The sequence below is a fragment of the Emticicia oligotrophica DSM 17448 genome, assembly GCF_000263195.1.
Classification (GTDB): domain Bacteria; phylum Bacteroidota; class Bacteroidia; order Cytophagales; family Spirosomataceae; genus Emticicia; species Emticicia oligotrophica.
This window is the reverse complement of sequence record NC_018748.1, coordinates 4,028,166-4,050,940: the sequence shown is the minus strand read 5'-3', so window position 1 is coordinate 4,050,940 and position 22,775 is coordinate 4,028,166. Positions and strand designations below refer to the sequence as shown.

Annotated in this window: 18 protein-coding genes and 1 tRNA gene; 12 read left to right on the top strand and 7 right to left on the bottom strand. The window is 34.2% G+C overall.

Annotation, left to right across the window (positions count from 1 at the left end; all coding sequences use genetic code 11):
* Positions 1-3 precede the first annotated feature (3 nt).
* Positions 4-621, bottom strand: coding sequence for a hypothetical protein (locus EMTOL_RS16770; RefSeq protein WP_015030505.1), 618 nt, complete (start codon positions 619-621; stop codon positions 4-6).
* 32 nt (positions 622-653) lie between these two features.
* Positions 654-962 (bottom strand): autorepressor SdpR family transcription factor, encoded by a 309-nt coding sequence (locus EMTOL_RS16765; protein WP_015030504.1) that lies wholly within the window; start codon positions 960-962, stop codon positions 654-656.
* Positions 963-1,192: 230 nt separating this feature from the next.
* On the opposite strand from EMTOL_RS16765, the gene thrA reads away from it, so the two are divergent.
* A complete protein-coding gene (gene thrA / locus EMTOL_RS16760) occupies positions 1,193-3,655 on the top strand; it encodes a bifunctional aspartate kinase/homoserine dehydrogenase I (protein WP_015030503.1) in 2,463 nt (820 codons plus the stop codon).
* 246 nt (positions 3,656-3,901) lie between these two features.
* Here the strand turns inward: thrA and msrB are convergent, their stop codons facing one another.
* Complete coding sequence (gene msrB, locus EMTOL_RS16755) at positions 3,902-4,387, bottom strand: peptide-methionine (R)-S-oxide reductase MsrB (protein WP_015030502.1); 486 nt, start codon at positions 4,385-4,387, stop codon at positions 3,902-3,904.
* A gap of 135 nt (positions 4,388-4,522) precedes the next feature.
* Here msrB and EMTOL_RS16750 point away from each other — a divergent pair, with 135 nt between their 5' ends.
* The 9 genes from EMTOL_RS16750 to kynU all read left to right on the top strand — a co-directional run bounded on the left by EMTOL_RS16750 (position 4,523) and on the right by kynU (position 14,997).
* Positions 4,523-5,041: a C40 family peptidase gene (locus EMTOL_RS16750; protein WP_015030501.1), complete on the top strand. Its 519-nt coding sequence runs from the start codon at positions 4,523-4,525 to the stop codon at positions 5,039-5,041.
* A gap of 84 nt (positions 5,042-5,125) precedes the next feature.
* Entirely contained in the window at positions 5,126-8,281 is a 3,156-nt protein-coding gene (locus EMTOL_RS16745) for an LpqB family beta-propeller domain-containing protein (protein ID WP_015030500.1), read from the top strand.
* Between the two features lie 62 nt (positions 8,282-8,343).
* Positions 8,344-8,417 (top strand) — tRNA-Ala (locus tag EMTOL_RS16740).
* 227 nt (positions 8,418-8,644) lie between these two features.
* Positions 8,645-9,835, top strand: coding sequence for an alpha/beta hydrolase family protein (locus EMTOL_RS16735; protein ID WP_015030499.1), 1,191 nt, complete (start codon positions 8,645-8,647; stop codon positions 9,833-9,835).
* A 26-nt stretch (positions 9,836-9,861) separates the two neighbouring features.
* Positions 9,862-10,179: a Dabb family protein gene (locus EMTOL_RS16730; protein ID WP_015030498.1), complete on the top strand. Its 318-nt coding sequence runs from the start codon at positions 9,862-9,864 to the stop codon at positions 10,177-10,179.
* Positions 10,180-10,269: 90 nt separating this feature from the next.
* Complete coding sequence (locus tag EMTOL_RS16725) at positions 10,270-11,559, top strand: YncE family protein (protein WP_015030497.1); 1,290 nt, start codon at positions 10,270-10,272, stop codon at positions 11,557-11,559.
* Positions 11,560-11,665: 106 nt separating this feature from the next.
* On the top strand, positions 11,666-12,973 hold the full coding sequence (locus EMTOL_RS16720) for an APC family permease (protein ID WP_305953259.1): 1,308 nt from the start codon (positions 11,666-11,668) through the stop codon (positions 12,971-12,973).
* Positions 12,974-13,106: 133 nt separating this feature from the next.
* Positions 13,107-13,715 carry an SGNH/GDSL hydrolase family protein gene (locus EMTOL_RS16715; protein WP_015030495.1) on the top strand — a complete coding sequence of 203 codons (609 nt, stop codon included), beginning with the start codon at positions 13,107-13,109 and terminating at the stop codon, positions 13,713-13,715.
* Positions 13,716-13,722: 7 nt separating this feature from the next.
* Positions 13,723-14,997, top strand: a complete 1,275-nt coding sequence (kynU, locus tag EMTOL_RS16710) for a kynureninase (protein ID WP_015030494.1) — start codon at positions 13,723-13,725, stop codon at positions 14,995-14,997.
* A 37-nt stretch (positions 14,998-15,034) separates the two neighbouring features.
* Here the strand turns inward: kynU and EMTOL_RS16705 are convergent, their stop codons facing one another.
* The 4 genes from EMTOL_RS16705 to EMTOL_RS16690 form a co-directional block, all read right to left on the bottom strand.
* On the bottom strand, positions 15,035-15,940 hold the full coding sequence (locus tag EMTOL_RS16705; RefSeq protein WP_015030493.1) for an SDR family oxidoreductase: 906 nt from the start codon (positions 15,938-15,940) through the stop codon (positions 15,035-15,037).
* A gap of 129 nt (positions 15,941-16,069) precedes the next feature.
* Positions 16,070-16,684 carry a YceI family protein gene (locus EMTOL_RS16700; protein ID WP_015030492.1) on the bottom strand — a complete coding sequence of 205 codons (615 nt, stop codon included), beginning with the start codon at positions 16,682-16,684 and terminating at the stop codon, positions 16,070-16,072.
* Between the two features lie 56 nt (positions 16,685-16,740).
* Positions 16,741-17,202: a MarR family winged helix-turn-helix transcriptional regulator gene (locus EMTOL_RS16695; protein ID WP_015030491.1), complete on the bottom strand. Its 462-nt coding sequence runs from the start codon at positions 17,200-17,202 to the stop codon at positions 16,741-16,743.
* Positions 17,203-17,404: 202 nt separating this feature from the next.
* Positions 17,405-19,252, bottom strand: a complete 1,848-nt coding sequence (locus tag EMTOL_RS16690; RefSeq protein WP_015030490.1) for a BamA/TamA family outer membrane protein — start codon at positions 19,250-19,252, stop codon at positions 17,405-17,407.
* Positions 19,253-19,359: 107 nt separating this feature from the next.
* On the opposite strand from EMTOL_RS16690, the gene EMTOL_RS16685 reads away from it, so the two are divergent.
* Positions 19,360-19,953 carry a Maf family protein gene (locus EMTOL_RS16685; RefSeq protein WP_015030489.1) on the top strand — a complete coding sequence of 198 codons (594 nt, stop codon included), beginning with the start codon at positions 19,360-19,362 and terminating at the stop codon, positions 19,951-19,953.
* A 35-nt stretch (positions 19,954-19,988) separates the two neighbouring features.
* On the top strand, positions 19,989-22,775 hold the full coding sequence (locus EMTOL_RS16680; RefSeq protein ID WP_015030488.1) for an alpha-amylase family glycosyl hydrolase: 2,787 nt from the start codon (positions 19,989-19,991) through the stop codon (positions 22,773-22,775).

Below are 22,775 nucleotides of genomic sequence, written 5' to 3'. Positions count from 1 at the left end.
TAACTATACTACACTTCGAATCATTCGAATCGTAATTCCATAAAAAGTTACAATTCCAATGAAAAAAAGCCCCCAAGAAGTAAGAAAAGTATCTTTAAAGTATAAAAAGAAGAGAGTTCCCACCATTCCAACCCAAAAGAATAATTTAGCGGTAAATCGTTGATTTTTACGATTTTGCTGTTCATCAGAAGGTCTTAAAATAGCGAATTTTGAGAAAATACCATTTCCCGCAAAAATACTCGTTGGGTGAATATTCTGCCTAAAATTTCCGCTTGCAAACAAAAACAATGAAAGAGCAACGCCAAGTAAACGGGGTTTATCGTACTCATATTCATTGAGTAAATAATAGAATAAAATTAACCCCAAAGCCGATACATAACCAGTCCAAATGAGTCTGATTCTTTTAGCACTTCTTACCAATAAATCTGCATTGGGTTTTCTACTATCTAAGTATTGCATTAATAGCGGAATAATATAGAAGAAACAGACCGCAATAATATAAAAGAAGAGTTTTGACTGATGCTCCAAAGAAAACTTTGGGTGCCAATACATATAAATATATGCAAATGGCACCATCAAAATTGAAATGATGAGCAATTCAAAAAATATTTGCTTTTTCATCGGTGTAGATTTGAAAAATACAAAAACTACATTTATTGGGCTTCTTTACCAACGTGCAGACGAATTCTTGGCTTTTCAGCTTGAGCTGAAGGCTTAAATTGCATGAACCAAACCATGATATCGTCAATAACTGTCATATTCAATGAATAAAAAATAAACTGACCTTTCTTCACCGAAGCAACTAAATCAGCCTGACGAAGTAAATCTAAATGGTGAGAGATACTTGGTTTACTCATATCAAATTTATCGGCAATCTCTCCAGCTGTCATATCACCATCCTTCAACAATTCTAAAATTTCACGGCGAGTTGCATCATTCAATGCTCTAAACAAATTATTCATAATTAATGACCTAAGGTTAATTTCACAAATATGAATTTTCTAATTTATAAATACAAACATTCTCTTAAATATTTAGACAAACCTCTAAACAAAATATCGTAACAAAAAGCTATTTCTTAGAAAAACACAATTTTACAATCAATTTTCATAGAATGGTATATAAATTATTATATTTGTGAAAATTAACTAATTTATTATTAAAGCTCCGCTTTTGGAGTTGTGCTTCGGATATGAAAGTATTAAAATTCGGTGGAACATCAGTAGGCACTGTTGAAAGCATCAATCAGGTAATCCAGATTTTACAAGAAAATCTAAATGAAGGTCGAAAAATAGCCGTTGTTTATTCGGCCATGGGTGGCGTCACGAATCGTCTAATTGAGATTGGTAAATTAGCTGCTGCTTCAGATACTGAATATTTACAACTTCTCAAAACCGTTGAAGAACGCCACTTTGCTGCTGTCAGAGGCTTAATTGATGTAAAAAACCAAAGTAGCTGTATTGCCAAAGTAAAAGGTCTTTTAAATGAACTAGAAGATTTATTACGTGGAGTTTCCTTGATTAAAGAACTCTCGGCTCGTACGAATGACTTTATTGTTAGTTTTGGGGAGCGATTATCAACAACTATCATCACTGAAGCCCTCAAAAATAGAGGAATCGATGCTGAATATTTAGATGCCCGTAAAGTAATAAAAACCAATGACCATTTTGGATACGCAGAAGTAAATTTTGAGCTTACGAATGAGTTAATCAGAAAGCATTTTGCCCAAACGAATAAACTTCAATGTATTACAGGCTTTATTGCTTCTACAATTGATGGCGTAACAACAACCCTCGGCCGTGGTGGTTCTGATTATTCAGGTTCTATCTTCGGTGCTGCATTAAATGCAACTGTAATTGAGATTTGGACTGATGTGGATGGCATGCTCACAACCGACCCTCGTAAGGTGAAAAATGCTTTCACAATTCCAACAATCACTTATGCAGAAGCAATGGAACTATCGCACTTTGGGGCGAAAGTTATCTACCCTCCTAGTTTAACACCTGCGTTTCAGAAAAATATTCCTTTAAAAATATTAAATACTTTCAATCACAAACATGAGGGTACATTAATTAGTAAAACTGCGAATGCCAAAGAATATGCAATTACAGGTATTTCATCAATTGATGATATCGCACTTGTAAACGTTCAGGGTGGAGGTATGATGGGAGTTGCGGGTGTTTCTGCCAAGTTATTCTCTATTCTTGCGGCGAACAAAATCAGTGTCATTCTAATTTCACAGGCTTCTTCAGAACACTCAATTTGTTTTGCAGTTGACCCTAAAGCTGCTTATGGAGTTAAAGAAATTTTAGAAGAAGGTTTTGCAACTGAAATTTCACAAGGTTTAGTAGATAATATTTCTATCGAACAAAATCTTTCGGTTATCGCTGTTGTTGGTGAAAGCATGAAATCAAGTACAGGTACATCGGGTAAATTATTTAGTGTACTTGGTAAAAATGGTATCAACGTAGTAGCCACTGCACAAGGTTCGTCAGAGTTGAATATCTCAGTTGTAATCTACAAGAAAGATATTACGAAGGCTCTAAACGCTATTCATGAAACTTTCTTCCAAGTAGATGGTCTTACCCTTAATCTGTATTTAGTTGGAGCAACTGGTTTGATTGGGAGTACGCTTCTTCGCCAAATTCAGGAACAAAAAGATTATTTAAAGCAACGAAAAAATCTTAATATCAAGCTTGTAGGTGTGATGAACACTAAAAAGATGCTTTTGAAAGAAGGTGGTATAAATCTCGAAAATTGGAAAGAAGATTTGCTTGAAAATGGAGAAATCGCCAACATTGGTTCATTTGTTTCTGATGTACAAGATTTAAACTTACCTTATAGTGTATTTGTGGATTGCACCGCCGATAAGAATATCGTTCAATATTATCATTCATTATTAAGTAGCAGTGTATCAATCGTAACACCTAATAAAGTAGCCAACTCAGGTAAGTATGAGCAATATTTTATGCTTCAAAAGGCTGCTCAAAAACATGGCGTAAAATTTCTTTATGAAACCAATGTGGGTGCTGGTTTGCCAATCATCAATACGCTACAAGGTTTAATTACGAGTGGAGATAAAATTAATAAAATTGAGGCAGTTCTTTCAGGAACTTTGGCCTATATATTCAATAACTTCAAAGTTGGAGACCGATTTGTAGATGTAGTAAAAGAAGCCAAAGCGAAAGGATATACTGAACCAGACCCGCGTGATGACTTAAGCGGACAGGATGTTGCTCGCAAAATTTTGATTCTTTCTCGTGAGGCAGGTTTAAAACTCGAACCAGAAGATGTAAAAATCACCAATTTATTGAATGATGCATGTTTGAATGCCCCAACAGTTGAAGCATTTTTTGAAGAATTAGAAAAAGATAATACTCGCTTCGAAAAACTTTTACAAGACGCTGAAGCCAATGGAGAAGTTTTGAGATTTATCGCCACACTTGATGAAGATAATCATGCAAGCATTGGCTTAAAAACTGTTGGAAAATCGCATCCATTCTTTAATCTGGCAGGTTCTGAAAACATTATTTCCTTTACTACCGAAAGATATAAATATAATCCATTGGTTGTTAAAGGCCCTGGTGCTGGTGCAGAAGTGACTGCCTCAGGAGTTTTTGCAGATATTATGAGTATCAGTAGTTATTTGGTTTAATCTATTTAAAACGCATCGGTGAATAGAAATAACTAACTGCCGCATGTTTTAAGTGACGGTAATTAATAAAAAATAAATTTGACTTTAGTCAAACAATATGTTTAGGCTAAAGTCAAATTTGTTTATATCTAAATATCTATCAGTTAAACTGACAGCAATGAAACATGAAAAATTTAAGATAATTTTTTGAAAAAATCTAGAAACGAAAAATCTAAACAATATTCATTCTACATTCCAAATGCTCCATCATTTCTTCACAAATTTCAAGGAAGCTGAATTTAGACAATAGCGTAAACCTGTTGGTTTTGGTCCATCATCAAAAACGTGCCCTAAATGGCCTTTACAACGATTACAAACTACTTCCGTTCGAATCATTCCATAAGCATTATCAGAGCGTTCTTCTACATTACATTCATTGATGGGCTTCCAAAAACTTGGCCAACCAGTACCCGATTCAAATTTCGTATCTGAAGCGAAAAGGTCTAAATCACAACCAATACATTTATAAATACCCTTTTCGTGATTATCCCAGTAAATACCCGTAAAAGCACGCTCAGTACCTGCTTTTCTTGTTACATAATACTGTTCTTGAGAAAGTTGTTTCTTCCATTCTGCATCGGTTTTTTTAATTTCTACTATCTGGCAGTTGGCCTTTTTTGATTTATTGTTTTGAGAATAACTTTGGCACGCCAACATAAAGAAAGGCAAAACCATTAAAAACACTTTTTTCATAATTATATTAGTTTAAATAATTCCTAAATTATTTTTTTAAGCATATACGTTAACTACGAGATAAACCCTAAAAAAGTTTTAAAAATTATAAAGTTTGGCATCATTTTCTCAATATGAAAACTAAAAAACATAGTCGTGCTCATTCCAAGAAAATACATTTCTCTTATTACTATTGTTCTAACACTTCTGTTCGTTAGTTCGTGTAAAGCCACGCATTCAAAAAAAATAGAACCAAGCCTTGTAAAAGAGCATATATTCACAAAGAAAATCATTCAAATAGCAAGAAATTATAAAGGGGTGCCGTATAAAAGTGGTGGAAATGATATACGCGGACTCGACTGTTCGGGTTTGATATGCTTGGTTTACAAAGAAATAGGGATTAAGCTTCCACGTACTTCTTGGCAACAATCAGATTTTTTCCCCGCTATTAACCTTCCAAATATTCAAAAAGGCGACCTAGTATTCTTCGTAACAATTGGGAGTGATATTAGTCACGCAGGAATAGTAACCGAAGTTATCAGCGAAGATAACATACGTTTTATTCATGCTTCTACATCGAAAGGAGTGATTGAAGATAATATGATGACCAACTATTGGAAAAGCAGATTCGCAAGAGTTTGTCGACCCACTTATCCAAATACATTGGCACCCTAATAAAAAACTCTATTCAAATAAGCGAATTTGTGTATTTTTACGTTCTTTATTGAAAGCTTTAGCAATAAATGTTCCCAAGAAGGTATGAGAAAAATTTGTTTATTTTTTATTGGATTGTTTATCAGCCACTTAGCTCTGACACAGTCTCAGTATTTCGGACAAAATAAACCTCGCTACAAGACCTTCGGTTTTAAAGTTCTTCAAAGCCCTCATTTTGAACTTTATCATTATTTCAATAATCAGAAGACGGCAAACAACCTCATTATCAATAGCGAACATTGGTATAAAATACATCAAGAAGTCTTTAAAATTGCTTTCTTAAATCCCAATCCCATCATTGTTTACCAAAATCACCCAGATTTTCAAGAGACTACCGCCATTGGTGGACAAATTAGCGAAGAAACGGGCGGTGTAACGGAAGGATTACGTAACAGGGTTGTGATGCCAATGATGTACTCAAAAAGGCAAACTGACCATGTTTTGGGGCATGAATTGGTGCATGCTTTTCAATATCAATTAATGACTGCTGGAGATTCAACCCAAATTGGCAACATTCAGAATCTACCATTATTCATGGTTGAAGGCTTAGCTGAATACATGTCATTAGGAAGAATAGATGCTCATACAGCCATGTGGATGCGTGATGCAGTACAAAATAACGATATTCCAAGTATTCGTGATTTAGTTACAAAAGAATACAAATATTTCCCTTATCGCTGGGGGCAAGCATTTTGGGCTTATACCACCGCTAACTATGGTGATGATATTATTAGGCCACTTTTTAGAGAAACCGCGAAATTAGGTATTGAACAAGCATTTTCTCGAATTTTAAAAACTACCCTTGAAAAGTTTTCGAGTAAATGGAAGCAATCATTGATTGAATCCTATACACCTATGCGTGAAGGCACAAGTCTTCAAGCAATTGGAAAAGAAATTGCTACTCAAAAAAATGCAGGTGAAATGAATATTTCTCCAGCAATTAGTCCTGATGGCCGTTATGTGGCATATATTTCCTCAAAAAATGTCCTTTCGCTCGATATTTATATTGCTGAAGTATCAACGGGGAAAATCCTTCGCAAAATTGAAAGTAGCTCATTTGGTTCTCACGTAGATGCTTATAGTTTCTTAGAAACTGCTGGAACCTGGTCGCCCGATGGACAAAAACTTGCTTTAGTTATTCAAAGCAAGGGTCGAAATAAGCTTTTAATAATTGATATTGCCAATGGAAATAAAGAGACCTTTGAAATTAAAGATGTAGATTCTTTTACTAATCCTGCATGGTCTCCTGATGGGAATTCAATTGTTGTAACAGGTTTAATGAACGGAGAAAGCGATTTATATTTATATAACCTCAAAGAAAAAACAACAAAAAACCTTACAAATGATGAGTTTTCTGACCTACAACCCTCATGGTCACCCAATGGAGAATGGATTTACTTTGTCTCTGATAGAGCCAATTCAGAAAAAAGGTTAGAAAGAAACAATTTCAATATTTCAAGAATTAACTTATTAACATCTACCATCGAAAGTTTTGACTTTTTCAAAGATGCGGATAATCTTAATCCTTTAGTATCTCCGAGTGGAAAATTCATTTATTTCTTATCAGATGCAGATGGTTTTAGAAACCTTTATAAATACGATATACAAAGTAAATTAATTGAAAAACTAACCAACTACTACACGGGCATAAGTGGAATAACAATGTATTCACCGGCAGTTAGTATAGCCCACAAAACTGGACAATTATTATACAACTACTTCAAAAATGGCAAATATGATTTATATTTAGCAAGTTATGAATTATTTCAACAGCAAATTGTAGGTGATGAAGTTCATAAAAGAGCAGCAAATTTATCAAATCAGAAAGAAGGCAGAAATATAGTTCAGAAAAATTTAGAGACAGAAGCCCTTGCTGTAAAAGTTTCTGAAAAGAAATTACAACTGCTTAATTATAAACCAAAATTCAAGTTAGACTACTTAGGGAGTTCGGGAGTGGGAGTTTCTGCTAGTAGATGGGGCACGGGTTTAGGGGGAGGTGTAGTTGGACTTTTCAGTGATATGCTTAATCATAATCAGATTGCAGGAGCGGTTTCAATAAATGGACAAATTCAAGATTTTGGTGGTCAATTAATGTACCTAAATCAAAAGAAACCATTTCAATGGGGAGTAACTATGGGTCGTTTACCATATAGATTCCAAGGGACTTATCAAGATAGTGTCACGAAAACTAGCACTTATTATAAGACAAACTTTATTACAGATTCCAAGATTAAATCGCAATTTGGTGTGCCAAATGGAGATTCATTGATTGAAAGTAAATATTTAATTAATCGCTTGGCAATTAATCAAATAGGCGTTTTTGCTTTTTATCCATTAAATACATTTCAAAGAATTGAGGCGGGTATCAATGGAAATTGGTACGGATTCTCGGGCGATGAATATGCCGATTATACTTATTACGACCCCATCAGTAAACAGTCATTTTTAATTCCAAATAGCTCCAAACGACAAAGGATGTCACAAAGCTATCTTCAATCACAAGGATTCAAGGCTTTTAGTTTAAGTCAACTTTATGTATCTTTTGTAGGAGACAATACAATTTTTGGTACAACTGCACCAATCAAAGGTTATCGTTATAGATTTGAAGCAGGAAGATATTTTGGTACAACAAGCTATACAAATGTATTGCTAGACGCCAGAAAGTATCAATATTTAAAACCATTTACGCTTGCAGGAAGATTCTTGTACAATGGACGCCTAAATGCTTCTAACTTAAATTATTTAAACCAAATAAACCCTCTGTATCTAGGATTTCCTTGGAATATGCACGGCTTTTATGGTGGAGCATTGCAAAAACAACAAAGTATGGGTCTAATTACCCAAGAAGCCTTACAAGGTGAGCAATTATTGGTAACAAACTTCGAAGTTCGTTTACCTTTAACTGGTTCAAAAAAATTAGCCTTATTTGATTTTACCTACATACCAAGTGACCTCAATTTTTTCTTTGATAGTGGAATGGTTTGGTCTTCCGATAAAAAAATTGGTACAACTAATGAATACCAAACATCAAATGAGACCTCAATTAAACTAAAAGTTGAACCAAGAATGATGACAGGCCTTAGTTTAAGGGTTAATCTCATGGGCTATTTAATTATAGAACCTTATGTAGCATTGCCTATTTATAATTCAAAAATACACTCAGCCGTTTCGGGTATTAATTTCTTAGTTCCGGGGTGGTAATTTTTTCAGAGAAGTATTTTGTTCTTTAGACAAAACATAGGATATTTGTATCAATCAAATACGGGGATGTAGCTCAGTTGGCTAGAGTGCTTGACTGGCAGTCAAGAGGTCGTGGGTTCGAGCCCCATCTTCTCCACTAGATTAAAAGCCTGATAGTTAGACACTTGTCAGGCTTTTTTAATTTTAAAATCAAACTTTTTTAACTAAAAATTCAGTTACTATCAATACAATTAGCAATACACAATGCTATGATGGTAATTTTATGCAACCAAGTTTCACCTTATCTCTCGAGTTGTAAAAACATAATATTATTAAACTATTATCACATCAAATTTGTACTTTTGTAATATATCAATACAAATTATGAAAGCAAGATTTTTTAAGTACTTCGTAATCTCTCTAACCCTAGTTTTTATCACATGGTCATGTGAAAAAACCACCAAAGTTGACCCGCAACCACAAACACTCGTAAGCTCTACACTTGTTAAAGAACTTAGCAAAGAACAATTAATTGCTGCTTTGGGCTCAAGTTTAGGAGCACAAGCTTCGTTATTCATTCGCTCAGGAGTAAAACAATACAAAATTGTTTACAAAACTAAAAACACCGATGGCACTGAAATTCAGGCTTCTGGTGCACTTATAGTTCCTTCTGGTACAACTTCTTCAGATGCACTGCCCTTAGTAAGTTATCAACATGGTACTATTTTCGACGATAAACAAGCTCCATCATATTTTACAACTGATGGTGAAGGAACAATCGCTTCTGTTTTAGCAACTTTGGGCTATATTGTTTCGGCTCCCGACTACATTGGATACGGTGCATCGAATAACCTACCGCACACTTACGAACATCGTGAAGGCTTAGCAAATGCTAGCTTAGATATGCTTCGTGCGGCTAAAGAAGTGATTACAAATGAGAAATTTAATTGGAATAAAAACCTTTATATAGCAGGATATTCTGAAGGTGGATTTGCGTCATTATCACTGCAAAAAAAGATTGAAGAAGAAACGGGTACAGAATTTAACCTAAAAGCTTCTAGTTGTGGAGCAGGGGCCTATAATAAAACGCTTAGTTTCAAAACTTTGGTTTCTACTCCTTCTAGTGGAAATCCACAACACAACGCTTCGTATATTTGGGTACTCTTGACTTATGATAGAATTTATAAGTTGAATCGCCCAATGACCGATTACTTTGCAGCTCCTTATGCCGCTCAAATTCAAAAAGAGCAACAAAATGCAAGAATTTCTGGGAGTCTTACAACACTTCTTAGTGATGCAGTAAAAAAAGGGATAAGCAATGGTACGGATACTGCCTTACTAAATGCTGTCAAGGATAATGACGTTTTCGACTGGAATCCAAAAACTCCAACGCAATTGTATCATGGAACTGCAGATACGTATGTACCTTTTTTTAACTCTCAAACAGCTTACGATGCCATGAAAAAAAGAGGAGCAAATAATGTAGAACTAATTCCAGTTCAAGGAGGTGACCATGCTTCTTCTATTCAAACTTATTTATTAGGAACACTTTCTTTTTTTAGTAACATAAAATAATTCTGAGCATTTTTAACACAAAAACTATGGCAAATTTACAAAAAGGTGTTGTTCACACCGTGTTTTTTTGGTTGAAGGAAAAAGATAATAAAGAACATCAAGCAGCACTTCATGCAGGTTTACTTGAGCTTTCAAAAATTGATTTAATCAAAACTGCGTACATTGGCCGCCCAGCTAATACAAATCGAGAAGTTATAGACTCATCGTACAGTTTTTCTTTAACTTTTGTATTTGATAATGCAACCGACCAAGATGCCTATCAAGTTCATCCAGACCACTACGTGTTTATCAATAATTGTTCACAATTATGGGAACGCGTATTAGTATATGATGCTGAAAGTTAATTTTCTGTAAAATACTACCCTACTTTGCTGTTTTTTTCTGAAATTTGCAGTCTATTACGGCGATTTAAGCTCGCATTGTCCTTAATTTTCATGAAAAAAATACTTATTTCAATATTGGCATTTGCCAACATTCATGCTTATTCCCAAAAACTAAATTTCAATGCGAAGGGCATTGTGGCAATCTCAGATGCAGATATGGCCGCCTCAGCATTTGTCGATGGAAGGCTTTTTAAGGAAAAAGGCAGCAAAGATATGCTCTCAATTATAAAATTACCAGTTGAGAAATATTCAGACGAAATTAAAAGCTTAGTAGTTTCAAACTCAGCCTTAAGTTCTAATAAAAACATTGTGGTTTCTCCTGTTCACCCAATTGCTTATGTTGTAGAAAATCGTGGTGTACCAACCGAAACAATTAACGAAATAAGAAATCTAAACACAGAATTACCAGCTGGCGGATTTATCTCAGTAGTTGATATTAGTGACCTCACTCAACCAAAAGTACTCTACAAATTTCCAACAGGTAAAAACCCAATTTCTGTTGATATAAGCCCTAATGGCGAGTATTTAGCTCTTTGTAGTGAAGAATACGGAAAAGAATTACAGGTTTTAGAACTTGACCCTACGGGAAAACCAATTAGAATCATTAACAAACCCCAAGACTTCCCTTCTGGAAGAATTACTGACTTAACTTGGCACCCGAATAATAATTTCATTGCATTTTCAATGGAAGATTCTAAAGAAGTAGGACTTCTGAAAGTAACTCGTGATGGGCCAACTACCAAGATTATCAGATTAGATTTAGTTGGGAAGACACTGAAAGTTGGGCAACATCCAAGTGCGGGACAATTTACTCCAGATGGCAAATACTACCTTGTTCCAGATATAAAATCAAATTTGCATAATAAACCAGAATCATCTTTAGATGCCAATGGTGACTTGTTTGTTTTAAAATTCAATTTAGAAGGTACAAGTGAACATTACCTAATTACAAAAACGAAAATCGGAGAAACTCCAACCAATTTTGCAATTAGTCCTAAAGGTGATTTAATAGTAGTAAGCAATACGAAAAAATCATATTTTCCATGGGAAGGTACTGAATTAGCAAAAAAATCATCAATATCATTATTAAAATTGAGTTCTGATGGTTCGATTAACAACATTGCAGAATACGAATTTGACGGAATTTTACCCAAAAGTATTATTTTTGATAAATCAGGTGAAAATATTGCAGTTACAGTTTTTGAATACTTCAACTACGGCAAGCACTTTGGAGGAATTGAGTTTTGGAAGGTAAATAATGGAGAAAAACCAAGTTTGCAAAAACAAGAGTTTAAGCTATTTATGCCTCGAGGCTGCCACGGAATACAAATTATCAAATAATTTATTGAATCATAAAAAAGCCCTAAAACTCAATTTTAGGGCTTTTTTCTTGTCTAAAAATAAATTAGCTTTGGTTTCAGAAAATAAACCAAACCCTATTCATAGAATGTCATCAACAAATAATGAGGGCCTCCGCCGAGAAATTGGTGTTTGGGGCTTAGCTGCTAACACACTCAATAGAACGATTGGAGCAGGAATTTTTGTACTACCGTCGCTAGTTGCTAATATTTTAGGAGAAACCAGCATTTTAGCCTATGTTTTTTGTGGCTTACTAATGATGCTCATTATGCTTTGTTTCTCTGAAATTGGCAGTAAAATAACTGTTACAGGAGGAGCATATGCCTATATCCACGCCGCATTTGGCAATTATGCAGGTTTCTTGGCCAATACTATGTTTTGGTTTGTCGGTATTTTAGCCGATGCAGCAGTAGCAAATGCCATGGCAGATATGATAAGTATTTACTTCCCCTCAATTCAAGAAACTATTTATCGAGCGATATTCTTTATTTTGATTTTCGGGGGCTTCGCATTCATAAATATCTTGGGGGTAAAACATGGTGACAATTTTGTCAAAATAAATACCCTAATCAAACTTATCCCACTGACTTTACTGATTGTCTTAGGAGTTTTTCATTGTCAAACACAAAATTTAACGTGGAATATATTTCCAAATATAAGTAGCCTAGGGGAAGCCTCTCTTTTACTTTTCTTTGCGTTTGCTGGTGGTGAGGCCTCATTAAATGTTAGCGGTGAACTAAAAAATCCAAAAAAAGTTGTTCCATTGGGTATTTTATCTGGAATGGGAGCTGTCGTACTATTCTATATGCTTATTCAAACAATCGCTCAAGGTGTATTGGGCAATCAATTAATTGTTCAAAAGCAAGCACCTTTGGCAGCAGTTGCCAACGTAGTACTAGGTTCTTTTGGAAGTACTTTAATGGTGATTGGTGCAGCTTTTTCAATGTTTGCCGCTCTCAGTGGTTCTGTTTTATCATACCCACGGGTTTTATTTGCGGGTGCGAATAAAGGTTGGTTGCCTAAGTTTACGGCAAAAATTCACCCTAAATATGCTACTCCTTATATTGCTATCATTGTCTATGCCTTACTTGACTTTATTTTTTCAATTTCGGGTGGTTTCAAAGAATTAGCTGTCATTGCGAGTGCCTCTCTGCTTACTGTTTATCTTGGGGTAGTTTTAGCGACCATTCGATTAAGATTAAAATCAAATCTTTCAGATAAAAATACTTTTAAACTCCCTTTTGGCATTAGCATTCCAATCATAGCCGCTCTTTCAATAATTTGGTTTCTATCAAACCTAGCAACGAAAGAAATTATAAGTCTTCTTGTCTTTCTTTCAATACTTTCAGTTGTTTATTATCTTATTTCGAATTTTAACAAAAACAAAGAAGCATAAATCTAAGTTAGCATTGAAATTCGTTTGTATTAGAAATGTGAAATTAATGAACATAAAATATCTGTTTGGGGTTATAATTGGCCTATTTATTTCTTGTGAATCAACCTCACAATCTTTAAAAAGTAAAAAAACAATGGATAATGAACTTAAATATTTGGCATTAGGAGATAGCTACACCATTGGTGAAAGTGTATCAGAAAGCCAACGATGGCCAGTACAATTAGTAGAAAAGTTGAGAAATACAGGAAAAAAAATTGCTCCACCAAAAATTATTGCAAAAACTGGATGGACAACTGATGAATTAAAGGCACGAATAATCAAAGAGAATGTAATTGAAAAATTTGATTTGGTATCCTTATTGATTGGCGTAAATAATCAGTATCGAGGAAGAAATGCCGAAGAATTTCGTAAAGAGTTCGTTGATTTATTAGAAACAGCAATTCAATTTGCAGACAATAATAAAAATAGAGTATTTGTGGTGTCTATTCCAGATTGGGGAGTAACTCCATTTGGTTTAAACAGTAGTAGGCCAGATATTTCAAAAAGTATTGATTTATTCAATGCTATTTGCAAAGCAGAAACCGAAAAAAGGGGCATTCTTTACATTGATATTACTCCTATATCTCGGAAAGCTCCAGATGATGCATCACTCATTGCTGAAGATGGCTTACATCCATCTGGTAAAATGTATCAGATGTGGACAGAAAAAATTCAGCCACTAATTATGCAGCAATTAAACTAAATTTAACATGAGTTTAGCAGATTTTCAGCAAAAAGCAGAAACACTTGACAAATCCGATAAATTAGCTTCCTTTAGAAACCAATTTATTCAAAATGAAGAGATATACTTAGATGGGAATTCACTGGGTAGATTACCTAAACAAAGCCTTGAGTTGAGTAAAGAAATTATTGAAAATCAATGGGGAAACCGACTAATTAGAAGTTGGAACGAACAATGGCTTGATTTACCAAATAGAATTGGAACCAAAATAGCCAAAATTGTTGGTGCTCGACCAGATGAAATCTTTGTTGGCGATAGTACCTCCATCAACTTCTATAAACTAGCGTTTGCTGTACTTAATTATCAACAGTTTAAGAATAAAATCATCACAGATTCACTTAATTTTCCTACTGATATTTATGTTTTACAAGGTCTAATAAATCAGCAATTCAAGAACCATCAATTACAAATATTAGAAAGTAAAAATGGAATAAATATATCTGAAGATGAAATTGAAGCAGCACTTGATGGTTCAACCGCTCTTCTTACTTTAAGTCATGTATTATTTAAAAGTGCTTATAAGTATGATATGCTGAAAATCAATCAATTAGCACGCAAAAAGGAAGCACTTGTCATTTGGGATTTAAGCCATTCTGCTGGTTCGGTACCAGTTAATCTAAACGAAAACAATGCCGATTTGGCTGTCGGCTGTACATATAAGTATTTGAATGGCGGTCCTGGTGCCCCTGCTTTTTTATATGTAAGAAAAGAGTTGCAGGAAAAACTAATCAATCCAATTTGGGCATGGTTTAGCCATGAAAATCCATTTGAATTTAGTCTAGCATATTCATCTAAAAATAATATCCAAAAATTTGCAGCAGGTACGCCAACAGTTCTTTCTCTAGCAGCAACAGAACCCGGACTTGACCTTTTAATTGAAGCAGGAATTGAGAATTTAAGAGAAAAAAGTATTGCCCAAAGTAATTTCTTTATTGAATTAATTCAAGAATATCTATTACCACTTGGATTCAGTATTGCATCTCCGTTGGATGTAAATTATAGAGGGTCACATATATCTATTCAGCATGATGAAGGTTATCGAATAAACAGAGCTATGATTGAACCACTGTCTGGAAATCGAAGCATAATCCCAGACTTTCGCCCACCAAATAATATTCGTTTAGGCATTGCTCCCTTATACAATACCTTTACTGAATTATTGGAAACGGTTATTAGAATTGAGAAAATTGTAAGTGAAAAAGAGTATGAAAGATTCGGTATTGAGAAACTTGCAGTTACATAAACAAAAGAGGGATGGTTTAATACCATCCCTCTTTTGTTTATTCTGATTTTTTGGGTCTTGTATTAGCTTTAATTGCAGCTTGAATGACATCCCACATATCATTTGGAATTTCGTTGAGGTGATTAAATTCTCCAGCTCCGTTTAGCCATTCTCCGCCATCAATCGTCACCACTTCACCATTGATATATGAAGAGAAATCAGACATTAAATATGCGGCTAAGTTAGCTAATTCTTGATGCTCCCCTACCCTCTTGGTTGGCACATTTCCGTGGTCAGAAAAACGCTCCTTTAAATGTGGTGGAAATGCTTCTACTGGAAATAATCTATCCCAAGCTCCTTTAGTCGGGAAAGGTCCGGGGGCAATTGCATTGAATCTAATACCATATTTAGCCCACTCTACTGCCAAACTACGAGTCATAGTCAACACTCCCGACTTGGCCATGGCTGAGGGAACAACAAAACCAGAGCCAGTCGAAGCGTAGGTAGTTACAATGCTCAAAACTGTGGCAGGCTGCTTTTGTTCTATCCAATGTTTTCCGAGTGCTAAAGTTGTATAATAAGTACCTTTTAAAACAATATCTACAATGGTATCAATGGCTCGGTGCGAAAGACGCTCAGTAGGTGAAATAAAATTACCAGCAGCATTATTAAGCAAACCACTGATTTCGCCAAATTCTGCCAAAGTTTTATCTTTCATTGCTTCAATAGCACCATAATCTCTCACATCACAAGCAATTGGTAAAATTTTCCCTCCAGTCGTTTGACTAAGTTCATGGGCGGTTTCTTCCAAAACTGCTAATTTCCTACTTGTAATTACAACATTTGCACCTAATTCGAGGAAATATTTCGACATTGATTTGCCTAAACCAGTTCCTCCTCCAGTTACTACGAATGTTTTTCCCTCTAAAGCACCATCTCTTAACATTGGTTGATTATACGCCATATTATTTGAAATTTAGTGTTGAATAAATATAGAGTAAATCTAAAATAAAAAAGCCATAAATGGTTTATCCATCCATGGCTTTTTCTTTATTAAACTATTTCCATTTTTGAGGGTAATGCTTATCAGCTATTATTTTGCTGCAACGATTTTAACATCAACTTGGAAATTATCATAAATCATTTTATCACCGATTGATTCGAAGAAAGTTTTTGAACCAAATTTGCTACCAAATTTCGTACGGTCAACTTCAAATTTAGCAGTTGCAGTAGCACCTTTACCTTCAACAGTTACAACAGCAGGGAAAGAAATAGCATTTGTTACACCATTGATTGTGAGGTCAGCATTAACATCGTAGTTAGAACCACCTTTTGCGGTTACTTTTTTGATTTTCAAAGCAGCAGTTGGATAATTTGTTACATCAAAAAAATCAGGGCTTGATAAATGGCCAACTAATTTTGCATTGTAACCTGCGTCTGTCAAATCTAAACATTTGATTGATTTCATGTCAATTACAAACTCACCACCTTGTAATTTACCAGCGTTCAAAACCAAACTTCCACTCTGAATTCCAATTGTTCCGTTGTGCTCGCCAGTTACTTTCTTACCTAACCAATTAAAAGTACTTGCTTTTGTATCTACTTTCAAAGATACTGGAGCTGCTCCTTTTTTACCACCATCAGCCATAGCTGAAACACTTACCAATGCAGCAAACGCTACAAACATTAAATTTTTAACAATTTTCATTTTTTGAACTAAAATTTGATTTAAAATATAAAAATAAAAGAATTAAGCTTTATTGATTAATCTTCGCTTCCTCGCAGCTTATCTAGTAAACTACTTAACAATTCTGCTTCTTCTGGAGTTAAACGTTTCATTTTTTCATCTGCCTGCTCCTGAAGTACATCAATTTTTTTTAAAATTTCTGCTCCAGATTCTGTGATTCTGATATCACAAGCTCTACGGTCATCAGCATTATCGCACCTTGATACATAGCCTTTTAATAGAAGCTTATCAACCAATCGAGAAGCGTTCGACATTTTATCCAACATCCTTTCTATGATACCATTCACTGTAATAGGGTTGGGGTACTGTCCACGTAAAATTCTCAAAACATTATATTGTTGTGAAGAAAGGTCAAAAGGCTTTAACAAACCTTGTTGCTCAGAGCTCATCCAATTAGAAGTATAAATTAAATTTACTACTAATTTTTGGTAGCTACTCTTAAAAGGTTTTTGTTGCTTAATATCTTTCTCGATTGACATGATTATATTTTATTTAGTTCTGTACAAATATAATACATTAACAATATATGTTTATACATACAATACAATAACACACGATTTTTAGTTCACTATGTAATGAACATTTTTATAAATTTTAGCAAAAAATTTGAATAAAAGGCAAAAAAGAAGCATTATTAACTAATAATCAAGCAGTTATACTTTGAAAAATATTTTAAAAAAATTATCTAAAAGGAATTATTGTTGGAGCGGAAATATCAAAATCACGAAGTTTCAAAGGCTGTGATGCATCAAATGCGAATCTAATTGGGGACGATAAATTGGGTATATTTGGGTAAAAACCTAATCTAATTTGAAAAGTATTAATTGCTAAATTTTCATTTCTCATTCTTAAACCAAAACCATATCCTTGATAAAGTGGACTTGTAAGAAGTGGATAATCTTTAAGACTAACAAGCCCCCAGTTGGCAAAAACAAAGCTAGCAACCCTAAAACCAACAAAACTTTTACGAGAAAAAAATACTGATTCATAACCTAAAGTAAGGCGTTTGTCGCCCCTGAGTGCCTCACTATTAACACCTACAATTCCATCTCTACCACTAATATTCAAATAATCTAAAGCATCTCTGTTAATACCGTACGTAAGTCCAACATTTAAAAACTGTCGAGTTTGTGATAGGCCTATTTGCATTAATCGACTAAAGAAAAAACCTTGAACTCCTAAAACTCCCTGTTGTACAACTTTTTGTTTTAAATAAGCCCCAGCATTGGCCAATATATAAAAATAGGCCTTATTTTGAGGTAAATATTTGCCTTTTGCAAACTGAAAACCAGCATAGCCCCTATTCCCGAATTCGGTGCTTTCTGTACCAAATGTTAGCGACATTAAGTTTCCAACTGGAACGTCTTCGGTTCGACCAAATCCGTAAATCAAGAAGTCTCTTTGATAATTGCGGCTAGAAAAGCCCAAACTTCCGAGCCAAGTAGTTCGGTTCCAATAAATTTTATTGGTATCAAGGCCTACTTCGGGCCTTTTTCTGTATTCATAGCTAGTTCTCCGAAGTGCGAGAATTAATTGTTTGTTTCTTTGGTTGGCATCTAAGTGAAATGCCCTACCATACCAAGCATCTGAATAAAAATAACTAACTGGATATGTCAAGGCACTATCTATCCCCTTGATAAATAACTTCTTATACTCTCGAATTCTAGAATATCCAACTTCAACCGAACCTGCATTACGAGTCTCGACAGTTAAAAAAGGGCGATAAACTTGAACAGAATATTGAGCTAAATCTCTTTCATTGATTAATTTAATTTGTCCAGATATGAAACTCCTTCCAATGTAAGGTACGGTATAAATACTTCTCCAACCAAACCTCTGATAGGGGTCATCCGCTCTCCATGTTAATTTATTCTGAAAAGAATGTCCTCTTCCCTGAAAATTTCTATCTTCAAATCCGAGTACAAAATTTTTTGCACTACTTCCAGAGGCTTCAAAGTTAATTGACCAAACATCCTGCGTAATTACCAATATATCAACCATCCAAGTTACATCCTTTCGCTCAAGAACATAAATACGAGCGTCGTGAATGATTGGGTTGGCACGCAAAAGTCGCTCATTATCTTTTAAAATTTGCGGATTAAGTTTATCTCCTTCATTGAATAGTAAAAAAGACTGTCGAATAACTTTTTCGCGAGTATTATAATGAAATGTTTTACTCGCAAAATGCTCGAATTTATTACCTTTTCTTGTTGTATCATTAACTGTTGGACCGAAAATCTCCAACTTTTTAATTAAAATTTTGCCAATAATTTTACCTTCATATTTTTCAAATGGATTTATTTCAATTTCTGAAATGACCTTTTTCTGACTATTTGAATTATATACATCTCGAAATAATGCCCCATAAACTTCTTTTCCAATTTTTGTCTTACTTAACCTTATCTTTAGTTTTTGATACATCACACTATCTTTCGCCGACCTCAGCTTATCCAAACTATCAGATGAAATCCTCTGTGAAAAGCAAACTTGAGCCGAAAGTAATAATAGTATGTAAATTAAAAACTTCATGCCCTAATTTAACGTTTTTTCAATAATTCACTCTACTTCTTTAGTTTAAAGAATGATAATTGGCTAAAAATAACGAATTTCGCCTTCGAATAACAAATAATCAAATAATGAAATTAATAAAACCGCTTGTACTTGCCTCAAACTCTCCCAGAAGAAAAGAAATCATGCATAATGCAGGATTTGACTTTACCGTAAAAGTAATTCCTACAGATGAAAGTTTTTCAGAGCGTATGCCAGTAGAAGAAGTGCCTGTTTTCTTAGCTAAAACTAAAGCAGAATGTTTTAAAGAAAATCTTCAAGATGAAATAATTCTCTGTGCAGATACAGTAGTTATTATCGACCGTGAAAATGAATCGAGTATTATTTTAAATAAACCCGCTGATTATGAGGAAGCCAAAGGAATGTTAAAAATGCTAAGTGGAAGAGTACATCGAGTAATTACTGGTGTTTGTGTAATGACCAAGGAAGAAACCATTGGATTTTCGGATACTTCTTTCGTGCATTTTAAAGAATTGAGTGATTGGGAAATAGATTATTATATCGAACGTTGCAAACCATTTGATAAAGCTGGAGCATACGGCGTTCAGGATTTTATCGGAATGATTGGCATACCTAAAATAGAAGGTTCATTTTATACGGTCATGGGACTACCCGTCCATCGAGTTTATGAGGTGCTTGAAAAGTATGTTGTAAAAAAATAGTTGTATTTTTACAACATACTTTAACTTATAAAATAATGAAACGCATCTTTCTACAATGCACACTTCTTCTATTTGTACTGCAAAAGTCTTTTAGTCAAGCAGTTACTACTGATTCTTACTTTCCTAATGGAGATAAAGAAATTACACTAATTTTTGATTTAAAACAAGCCAAAGATTCACGTGTTAGTGGTTTATTGGGTAAAAATTCTGACGTTTTTTTATGGTCTGGAGCTGGAACGGTTGATAATGCTTTTGAATATCAACCAAGTGGTCAAACTAACTTTAATATTCCATTTGAAGCAGGTCGAATGAGTTCACTAGGCAATGATAGATGGAGTATCAAACTAAAACCAAGAGATTATTTTAAGGTTCCTACCGGTAAAACCATTAAAAAACTAGGTTTATTATTGAAAAGTGGAGATGGTAAAGCACAAACTGAAGATTTTATTTTGAATTTGTATGATGATGGGCTTTATTTCAAAATTATTGAACCTGTCCCAAACGCCATTTTTAGTAAAAATGAAGATATTCTTTTTAAGTTTAAATTTTCGAAAGCCAATGCGAATCTTACGTTTCAAGCAATAACACAAGTTTCACCTATTGTTTCTTATCAAGTTAGTGGTGATTCAGCAATTATTTCTTTACAAAAAACATTGCAATTCAAAACCATTGAAGGTATTAATAAAATCACAATTAGTGTACAACTTGGAAACGAATCTTCTACAAGCGAGTTCTCATTTATTATAAAACCCCAAAATACAGTATTGAACTTACCTCCAAATATCAAAGACGGCATCAACTATATCAATGATAATACCGTAACGTTTTCATTTTTTGCACCAAAGAAAAACTTTGTACATCTTATTGGTGATTTCAATGATTGGCAAATTGACTCTAAATATTTGATGAATCAAGCACCTGATGGCGAACGTTATTGGCTCACAATCAACAACTTAGAAAAAGGAAAAGAATATGCATTTCAGTATTTAATTGATGGAATAATTGCAGTAGGAGACCCATTTTGCGAGAAAATTCTTGACCCAAAGTTTGACTCAGAGATACCTTCTAGTACTTATCCAAACCTAAAACAATATCCTACCAAAAACACCTTTGGTGGTACAGTTTCGGTTATACAGACAGGACAAACTCCCTATAATTGGAAAATAAATGATTTTAAAAGACCCACTAAAGATAAATTGGTCATTTATGAACTTTTAGTAAGAGATTTTAATAACTCAAGAAGATACCGAGAAGTTGCCGATTCAATTGCGTACTTTAAACGTTTAGGAATTAATGCACTCGAATTAATGCCTATTAATGAATTCACGGCAAATAATTCTTGGGGGTATAATCCGACTTACTATACTGCTCCCGATAAAGCTTATGGCACAAAAAATGACTTAAAATATCTAATAGATAAATGCCATGAAAATGGTATTGCCGTTATTCTTGATGTGGTTTTCAATCATGCAGATTATGAATTCCCATATACAAAAGCCTATTGGAATGGTTCACAACCCTCAGTTGATAGTCCTTTCCAAAACCCAACTGCACCACATTTATATTCGGTATTTTACGATTTTAATCACCAAAGTTCAGCTACCCAAAGCTATTTTGATAGTGTTTTAGAATTTTGGCTCAAAGAATATAAAGTTGATGGATACCGATTTGATTTATCGAAAGGTTTTACACAAAAAAAATCTTTAACAGATGCACAAATGGCCGCCTATGACGAAAATCGTATCAAAACATTAAAGCATTTTTATGATAAAGTTCGGTCATTTGATAAAGATAGTTATTTGATTTTAGAACATTTTGCCGATAATTCTGAAGAAATTGAATTGGCTAATTATGGATTTATGCTTTGGGGAAATCAGAATGGTACTGCCAGAAATTTGGTCAAAGGTAATAATAATAGTCTATCTGGCCTAAATTATAAATACAAAGGTTGGAATGAACCAAATTTGGTAAGTTATCTTGAAAGCCATGATGAAGAACGAATTGTTTATGATGCCTTGAATAATGGCCGAAATGAAGTCAAAAATTTAGGTGTAGTACTTGAACGCACAAAAGCATTAGCCGCTTTATTTTTTGCGTATCCGGGTCCGAAAATGCTTTGGCAATTTGGCGAATTTGGGTACGACGTAAATATAGATTTTAACGGTAGAACAGGTATAAAACCTCAAAAATGGGAGTATTTAAAAGATGAAAATAGGCTTAAGCTATTTAAGGTTTATGCCGAACTGATAAAACTCAAAACTACGCAAGTAGCATTTAGTTCTAGCGATTTTACTGAAAGTTCATCAGGAGTTGTTAAACAAGTAGGCTTGAATCACAGTTCAATGAATGTTCGAATAATTGCGAATCTTGGCATCGGAAGTGAAAGCACAAATATTAACTTTGAAAAAACTGGGAAATGGTATGATTACTTTTCAGGACAAGAAATTAATGTCAATGAAGCTACACCAATTGTTAATTTAGCTGCAGGAGAATTTCATATATTTACTAATGTCAACTTACCAACGCCTGAGACAAATTTAGTACCTTGGCAAGGGAATTTCACCATTACAGCCAATGAAATAACGCCCAATAATTCAAAGTTTCAAATTTATCCTAATCCAACCACCGACAAAATAACTTTAAAATTAAACGGCGAAAAAACACAAATTTCGCTCGAAGATATTTGGGGGAAAGCATTGTATCAGATAGAAACAAAAGAAATCGAACCAAGTATAGATTTGTCGGGTTATACGAGTGGTATGTATTTTATACGAACAACACAGAAGGGTAAATCACGAACGAGTAAAGTAATAAAAAATTAG